Raw genomic sequence first — 7,695 nt, 5'->3', positions numbered from 1 at the left:
ACTTGGACGACAACAGTGCGGTGGTAGAAGGTGGTGCTTTTGCTTTCGGGAAAAATACCTTTACTAAGGTTTCCTTCGAGACTTACACCACTGACTATAGCTCAACCTCTGCCGTATATTCCTTCTCGGCTACAGACTAAACGCCGCTAAGACATCGGGGAAAAGGAGACGATCGCCAGGAATTAAACAGATTAACTTGGCATATGACTCCTTTTCTCCGAGAAGCGCGATCGGGTTTTTGCTGAGGACAACTATCCGGAGCAATTTGACCCGCGATCGTTCCTCAAACCCCGCAAAACTGATGATGGTTTCCGACCTACATTATTTGGAGGTCGTTGCTGAGAAACCCGCCAGTGCAAGACGGTTCCTTGACGCCGTACTACACTTACTACCAAAACGATTTCGCGAACCTGTCTCTGAAAACGGATATTGACCTAAACAACAATAGTGCAATTGTTGAAGGGGAATCTTTAGCTTTTGGAGAAAATACCCTCACAAAGATTTATTTCTGCCCATTGACCACTGATTGGCTGTCGTTTTCTCGAGTTTATTCTTTCTCGGTAAGTAACAGCGATCGCTCGGGGGAGTAACTCTCCAAACACCCATCAATCCTCTCATATGCCTAAGCCGCTAGAAGCTTAACTCTTGAAGCTTTAGTGGCTTTTGCAAATGGCTTTTTCAGCCATTGGGAGCGCGGATGATGTCCCTTACAACAGATTTGGAGAAATAATCACCATGAATATAGTAGATTTAGAGTATTTGAATTCGGTCAGCCAAGACAATCAGCTCGCAGGGGGCTTGTGGGCTTATGCGGATGCAACCACGATCGCTGTTTCAGGGTTTGGCTCAGGTTCGGCGATCGCAGTGGCATCGGGTGAATCCACCTCGACCAGCAGCGAAGCATCGGTGTGGGTTTACTCCGGGGATAAATACAGCATTACGGACTCTTTTGCTGAAGGCTCTGCTTACGCCCAGACGGGTTTTCACACCAGTAGCTTCACAGCTACCAGTCAGTCTTTATCTGTTTATTCCTTCTAAGAAAGATATGTACTCGTGCAAAAATAATTGCAGATGGTAGGGTGGGCAGAGAGAGCCACTCTCAGAGGTGCCGATCGCGCATCTGTTCTCGAACTGCCCACTCTACAAACTCCAGTTTCCATTCAACCACAGCAAGAGCAGACCACCCGATCGGGAGATAAATCACAATGCCTACTCCATTCGATCCCACAATTCTCGACAATGCCGAGAGCAGCAGCGCTTCAGTGAGTGCCATTTCGGTGGTAGATGAACATGGTGCGGCGAGTGCCAGTGAGGCAACTGCCACGACTCCCACGGGCGAAACGGAAAGCGCGATCGCCCAGGAGTTTGTGCCGGAGGCAACTTCAAGCAGTGCCAGCGGGGAAGCGATCGCCTCTAACCAGGGCGCACAAGCCCATGTGACGATCGCAACTCCTGCCGAGGATAGCACTGACAATCCCACTGATGCTGGCGACGATAGCACTTCCGAAACAAATAACACCGATACTATTCTTCCCACTTCTGGGAGTCAAAGCAGTAGCAGCAGCGCGCAAACCAGCAACTCAGGGACAAGCGCCAGTAGTGCCACGGCTTCCGCCACTCCTACGGAAAGCAACGCCAGTGCTTCTACAGACACTCCCGCTAACAATCCACAAAGCAGCAGTGCTAGCACTGCCAGTGGATCGGGAGAAACCCCCTCCAGCGAGGCCACAAGTGAGACAGGGCTGTCATCCACCCCTGAGCCGGAGACTCCCCCGGGGGAGAGCAAGAGTGAGAGTACCTCTGCCCCACCCCCAACTGAGCCGGAACCCCCTGCCACGCCGAATTCTGGCGAGAGCATCTCTTCTGGCAGTGCTTCCTCGACGGTGAATGACACCGGTGCGGAAAGTAGTAGCGAGGCGATCGCCACTTCCCCCACCGGAGAAACCACCACCACTCAGGCGTCGGATTTCACCCCAAACGGCACTTCCGCCGAAAGCACCGCCACTGCATCCACCTCGGATGTCCCTGCTGCCGATAGCACAGCCTCTACCTCCCCTGCTGAGACTGAAACCTCTTCGCCTTCTATATCGATCGCGATTCCCACACTTCCGCCTTTGCCAACAGTCAGTGTGCCGAACAATGCGATCGACTTCCAGTCTGAGGCAGACTCGGAGCTATCCGACTCCCTCTCGGAAACATTATTGTTTGTCTTACTTGCCGGATCGGCACAGAATGATGAAATCCTGGGGAGTGCTAGCAGTGACGACATTCAAGGCAACAGTGGAGAAGATTACCTGCGGGGAATGGAGGGTGCCGATCGCCTCCTCGGTGGGGCAGATGCCGATATTCTGAATGGGAATATGGGTGATGATACTGTCGAAGGTGCAGATGGCAACGATATCCTTCGCGGGGGACAAGATAATGACTGGCTGATTGGCGGTCAGGGTGACGATTTCTTGGTGGGCGATTTTGGTACCGATACTCTGATTGGCGGTTCGGGGGCGGATTGGTTTGGATTGAGAGTCGAAACTGCCGTCACTGACGTGCTACAGGCAGATGCGATCGCCGATTTCAATCGAGCTGAAGGCGATAAAATTGCGTTAAATCCGGGGTTTTCTCTCGATAACCTCAGTTTTGAAGTGTTTGATTTCAATGGCGATGGCAATGCGGATTCTACGCTTATTCAAATCAACGACAACGGCTACTTAGGTGTGGTTATCAATACCGTTGATGCCAACGGAACCACCACTTTGACGGTTGCTGATTTCATCAGGATTCCCGACAATTTGCTTGAAATTGGATGAGATGAAAAGCCAAAGGAGCAAGCCAAACGATGATGAATTTATCCCAAGCAGGCATCGAGGCAAATGAAGTTGTTGACTGGCTAAAAAAAGAGCTTCAAATTCAGCCGATTTTGCAAAATATTTTACATCAAAAAATCATCGCAAAAACGGCTGGAGAACGGGGCGTTACAGTGAGTGATGAGGAAATTCAAGCCGAAGGCGATCGCTTTCGGCTTGAATATCGTTTGGAAAAAGCCTCCGATACGTTAGCTTGGCTGGCTGAACGCACGATCTCGGCCAATGAGTGGGAAGCGGGGATTCGCGATCGCCTGCTGAAAAAAAAGTTGGCGGTTGCCTTATTTGACAAAGAAGTAGAAAAATTTTTCGCCGAACATCGCCTCGAATTCGATAAAATCCTCCTTTATCAAATCATTGTCCCTTACGAAAAAGTCGCTCGGGAAGTTCTCTATCAAATCGAAGAACAGGAAATTAGCTTTTATGAAGCGGCGCATCTCTACGATATGGACGAACGCCGTCGCCTTCTGTGCGGATGTGAAGGCAAAATCCCGCGATCGCGTTTGCAACCCGACATCGCCCCCGCAGTCTTCAGTACGCCCCTTCACGAAATCGTCGGACCGCTGAAAACCGATCTCGGCTATCATCTATTTTTAGCCGAGGAGTTGATTCGCGCCGAACTCACCTCGGAAATTCGCCAACAAATTATCGATCGCCTGTTTGCCCAGTGGCTCAGCATGGAACTGAACTACACGCTCCACAACCAACAACTCTAAGCGCGGCACATCCGCCTTCACCTTACTTATACTTTGCCCCCTGGCTCCTGTAGCACATCCGCAGATTAAAATCTCCCGTTACACCCATTTTAGACCCGCCTACGCGGGCTATTTTTTTGGCGGTCAATTTGCATCGGGAAAGGCGGGGGGTCACGCCCCCGAGGGGGAATTCCCCTGGGCAAAGGGGATCCGTCGGCGAACCGGATGAGCAGGATCCGCCATCAGTTTCCCGGATCCAGAGGCGTCCCATCAATTACCAATTAACAATCCAACTTTCTAGCATTTTCAATTCTCAATTTGAAATTCTTCCATTTTTCCCCTTTCGTGGATATGGAGACTCCACATCGGTGAGGTTGTGGATCGATTTTGCTTGTTGCAAAAACTTTAAACTTTAATTATACTTCAGATGGCGTCAAACAACAACAATATTATTGCCTAAAACATTAATTTTTGTAAAATCAGTGTTACCGTGGCTTCAGTAATACTACGTAAACATGGAGTTTTGCCGAGCCGAGTCGGAAAATTCTCAATCGGGTGAGTTGGCTCTCAAGCGAAACGCCCGTGTAGACTAGAATTTCAGGGACTAATACCCAACCGGATAATTTTTTCAAACGGGGAAATCGTCGCTCGTCTTCTCAATAAGCCCCGGAGGCAGGTGCAGATTAAATCCTCTGGAGCTATTGATAAAAAAGAGTTACAGCAATTTTTGTCTCTAAACCTATTGAGAGGGTTGTGTCGCAAATAACATCCGAAATATTACGGTTTTTATACCGAAAGACATACTGCGGAAGCCAGAGAGATTTACTAACACTGAGGCAGATATACCGAGCGAAGGATTCCTTACTGGCTCTAATTATGATGCAATAGCAATAAGTCAGCCAAGAAGCCGCTTGGCGATCGTGCTGTTTAAAGGGGTGAAAATGCATTGAAAACCGCGCAGGTGAAGTGTCCTAGACTGGATCGATTGAAACTGTTCTACGATTCGTTTAGGGTTCCAAGTTCTGTGGCTCAGATAGCCGGGGCAATCTCTGGCCACATTACCCATATAAACTGAAAATTGTATCTAAGTTTTTTAATTAATCAAACCGACGGTCGATCGCCGTCAACTGTAAGACATCGGGATGGGGAGGCTCATTTATGACAGGAATGTTGGGGATAAACAAACAATCCCAACCCAGCTTTTCGGGGACACCGGGCGCAGACAGCCAAAGTGTGGTGATGCAGCTTGTAGGGGAAATGGATATCGAACCTACAGTCGCGTCGCAGTTAAAGGAATCCTGTCAGGGGAGTGCGTTCGAGTTAGGAGACGAACTCTTATCAATCCGGGATGTCAGTGAAACCGAGGAGACCGAGCGACAAGAAAAGCGGGAAATTTACGCGATCGAGCGCGGTCGGGTACGGTTGCTGGCGTTCGATCCCGATCGCGGACGAGAAGTCTGTGCAATGGTTCTCGAAGCCGGCGATATCTTTGGCGCGGATCGATGTTTGCACTCAGATGTCCAGGGATATCGGGCGATCGCCGCCACAACCGGTGAGATTTCGCGTCTCGATCTGGGGCAACTGGAGTCTTACCGCGATCGCGCGCCGGAACTCTATACCTATTTGCAGCAACAAACCGCACAACGGCAACGGCAAATTTTTCTCAAAACTGTCACCGAATTGCGTAGCCTATCCAGCCATCAACTGCGGGAACTATTGTCCTTGTTTACCGAGCGAGAAATTGCTGCCAGATCCGCCTTAGCCGAAGCCACCCCGGAAGAATCGGGTCGCTTTTGGTTGCGTCGCGGCGAGATAGAAGCAACCGCTGAGGAAACAGACCCGCCGGGGATTGCAGAGAGCTGGGGGTATCCGGAACAAACTCCCCGGGATTGTGTTGCACAAACAGAGCTACAAATCTTCCAACTGCCCGCTGAATACTGGGAACAAGCCAAAGCGATCGCCCCAGTTCTCGACCGGAAGTGGCAAGAAAAAACCGAAGGGAACGGTCACGCTGGCCCCGTGGCGGCACCCATGAGGCGGCGATCGGCCACACCGATTCCTGCGCCGACGCCCCCCGCACCCAAAGCCGCAGAGGGTTCTCCCGAGTCACCGGGCGATCGCCAAGAAGACAGCGACGGATCGGAAGGGGTAATTTTTCCCAAACCCCTCAAGCGTCAAGTCCTCGACCTTCTGGCTCGCTATCCGCACTTGCGCCAGCAGTCCTCCTCCGATTGTGGTGCCGCCTGCATTGCCATCATTGGCCGCTATTGGGGCAAGCGCTTTAGTATAAACTACCTGCGGGAACTGTCTGGCGTGGGGCGCTCTGGCGCTTCTCTCAAAGGCTTAGCCAAAGCCGCCGAAAAGGTGGGATTCCACGCCAGACCGGTGCGCGCCTCCCTGAGTCGCCTCGCGGAACAGAGCAATCCCTGGATCGCTCACTGGCAGGGAATTCACTATGTAGTGGTGTACAAAGTCCAAAGCAAACGAATCTTAATCGCCGATCCGGCGGCGGACAAGCGATGGGTGCCGCGATCGGAATTTCTCTCCAGTTGGACCGGGTACGCTTTGCTGCTCGATCCCACCGAGCGACTGCAAAATGCCGAAGAAACGCAACAACGTACCCTCAGCAGCTTCTTCCGCGTGCTGTGGCCCTATCGTTCCGTAGGCTTGCAGATTATTATCGCCTCGGTGCTGATTCAGCTCTTTGGGTTGGTCACTCCTTTATTTACCCAAATCATTCTCGACCAAATCGTGGTCAACAAAAGTATCAATGCTTTGCATGTGATTGCGGTGGGGGCGTTACTGTTTGGGATCGGGAAAATCGCCTTATCCACTACTCGGCGATACCTGCTCGATTACTTTTCCAACCGCCTTGACCTGACTTTGATTGCCGGGTTTATCAATCATACCCTGCGACTGCCCCTGAAATTTTTTGAATCGCGCCGGGTGGGGGATATCATCACTAGGGTGCAGGAAAACCAAAAAATTCAGCGGTTTTTGATCCGACAAGTGGTGTTGGCTTGGTTGAATTTTCTCACCGGATTTGTATATTTGGGGCTGATGCTGTATTACAACTGGCGTCTGACTTTGTTGGTGTTGGCGATTATTCCCCCGATCGCGATTTTGACCTTAGTGGCGACGCCGTTTTTGCGGAAAGTCTCCCGGGAAGTGTTTAATGCCACCGCCGAACAAAACTCCTCACTGGTGGAAATGATGACCGGTGTATCTACGGTAAAAGCTGCCGCCGCCGAGCGCGAGTTGCGCTGGCGCTGGGAAGACCATTTAACCAATTCTCTCAATGCGCGATTTCGCGCCCAGAAATTGGCCAATGGTTTGCAAGCCAGCAGCGGAATTATTAATAGTATCGGCAGCATTGCTTTACTGTGGTATGGGGCGATGCTGGTGATTCAAGGAGAACTCACCATCGGTCAGTTGGTGGCGTTTAACATGATGATTGGCAAGGTAATTAGTCCGATTTTGGCTTTGGTGAAACTATGGGATGAGTTGCAAGAAGTGTGGATTTCTGTGGAGCGACTCAATGATGTACTTGCCACCGAACCGGAAGAAAAAGTGGGCAGCCGCATGTTGGTGCTGCCGAAACTGAAGGGCGAGGTGAGTTTGGAACATGTCACCTTTCGTTACAGTGAAGACCAAGAGAGCAATACGTTAGAAAATATTTCCTTTGCGGTCAAACCCGGGCAAACGGTTGCCCTGGTGGGACGCAGCGGGTCGGGGAAAAGTACCCTGGTTAAGTTGCTACAAGGATTGTACGAACCGAATAGCGGACGAATTGCTATTGACGGGCACGATTTGCGTCATATTTCACCCCAGTCTTTGCGATCGCTTCTCGGGGTAGTGCCGCAAGAATGTTTCTTGTTTTCCGGCACGATTGTGGACAATATTACGCTTTATGCCGATGATGTGCCTCTGGATAAAGTGGTGGAAGTGGCTAAGTTGGCGGAAGCCCATGCATTTATTCAACAGATGCCTTTGGGATACAATACTCAGGTGGGCGAACGGGGCGCGTCTCTGTCTGGGGGACAGCGACAGCGAGTCGCGATCGCCCGGGCGTTGTTGGGCAATCCGCAGATTTTAATTTTGGATGAGGCGACCAGTTCTCTGGATACCGAGTCGGAACGTCG

At 51.0% G+C, this 7,695-nt stretch carries 4 protein-coding genes; all 4 read left to right on the top strand.

Annotation, left to right across the window (positions count from 1 at the left end; all coding sequences use genetic code 11):
• Positions 1-735: 735 nt before the first annotated feature.
• Entirely contained in the window at positions 736-1,038 is a 303-nt protein-coding gene (locus tag LKK83_RS03685; protein ID WP_324629509.1) for a hypothetical protein, read from the top strand.
• Between the two features lie 167 nt (positions 1,039-1,205).
• The gene (locus tag LKK83_RS03680) at positions 1,206-2,804 is read left to right on the top strand and encodes a calcium-binding protein (protein ID WP_324629506.1); all 1,599 of its coding nucleotides are present in this window, start codon (positions 1,206-1,208) and stop codon (positions 2,802-2,804) included.
• Positions 2,805-2,833: 29 nt separating this feature from the next.
• On the top strand, positions 2,834-3,574 hold the full coding sequence (locus tag LKK83_RS03675) for a foldase protein PrsA (RefSeq protein ID WP_324629505.1): 741 nt from the start codon (positions 2,834-2,836) through the stop codon (positions 3,572-3,574).
• A 1,137-nt stretch (positions 3,575-4,711) separates the two neighbouring features.
• On the top strand, positions 4,712-7,695 hold a 2,984-nt coding region (locus tag LKK83_RS03670; RefSeq protein ID WP_324629503.1), incomplete at its 3' end, for an ABC transporter transmembrane domain-containing protein.

Source organism: Phormidium sp. CCY1219, assembly GCF_035615515.1.
In the GTDB taxonomy this organism is placed as follows: domain Bacteria; phylum Cyanobacteriota; class Cyanobacteriia; order Cyanobacteriales; family Laspinemataceae; genus CCY1219.
The sequence above is the reverse complement of the archived record's forward strand: the minus strand, read 5'-3'. Positions and strand labels throughout refer to the sequence as shown.

Bases quoted from the DNA above. Each gene is read 5' to 3' on its own strand.
- LKK83_RS03680 (WP_324629506.1), top strand. From the start codon at position 1,206: ATGCCTACTCCATTCGATCCCACAATTCTCGACAATGCCGAGAGCAGC.
- LKK83_RS03675 (WP_324629505.1), top strand. From the start codon at position 2,834: ATGATGAATTTATCCCAAGCAGGCATCGAGGCAAATGAAGTTGTTGAC.
- LKK83_RS03685 (WP_324629509.1), top strand. From the start codon at position 736: ATGAATATAGTAGATTTAGAGTATTTGAATTCGGTCAGCCAAGACAAT.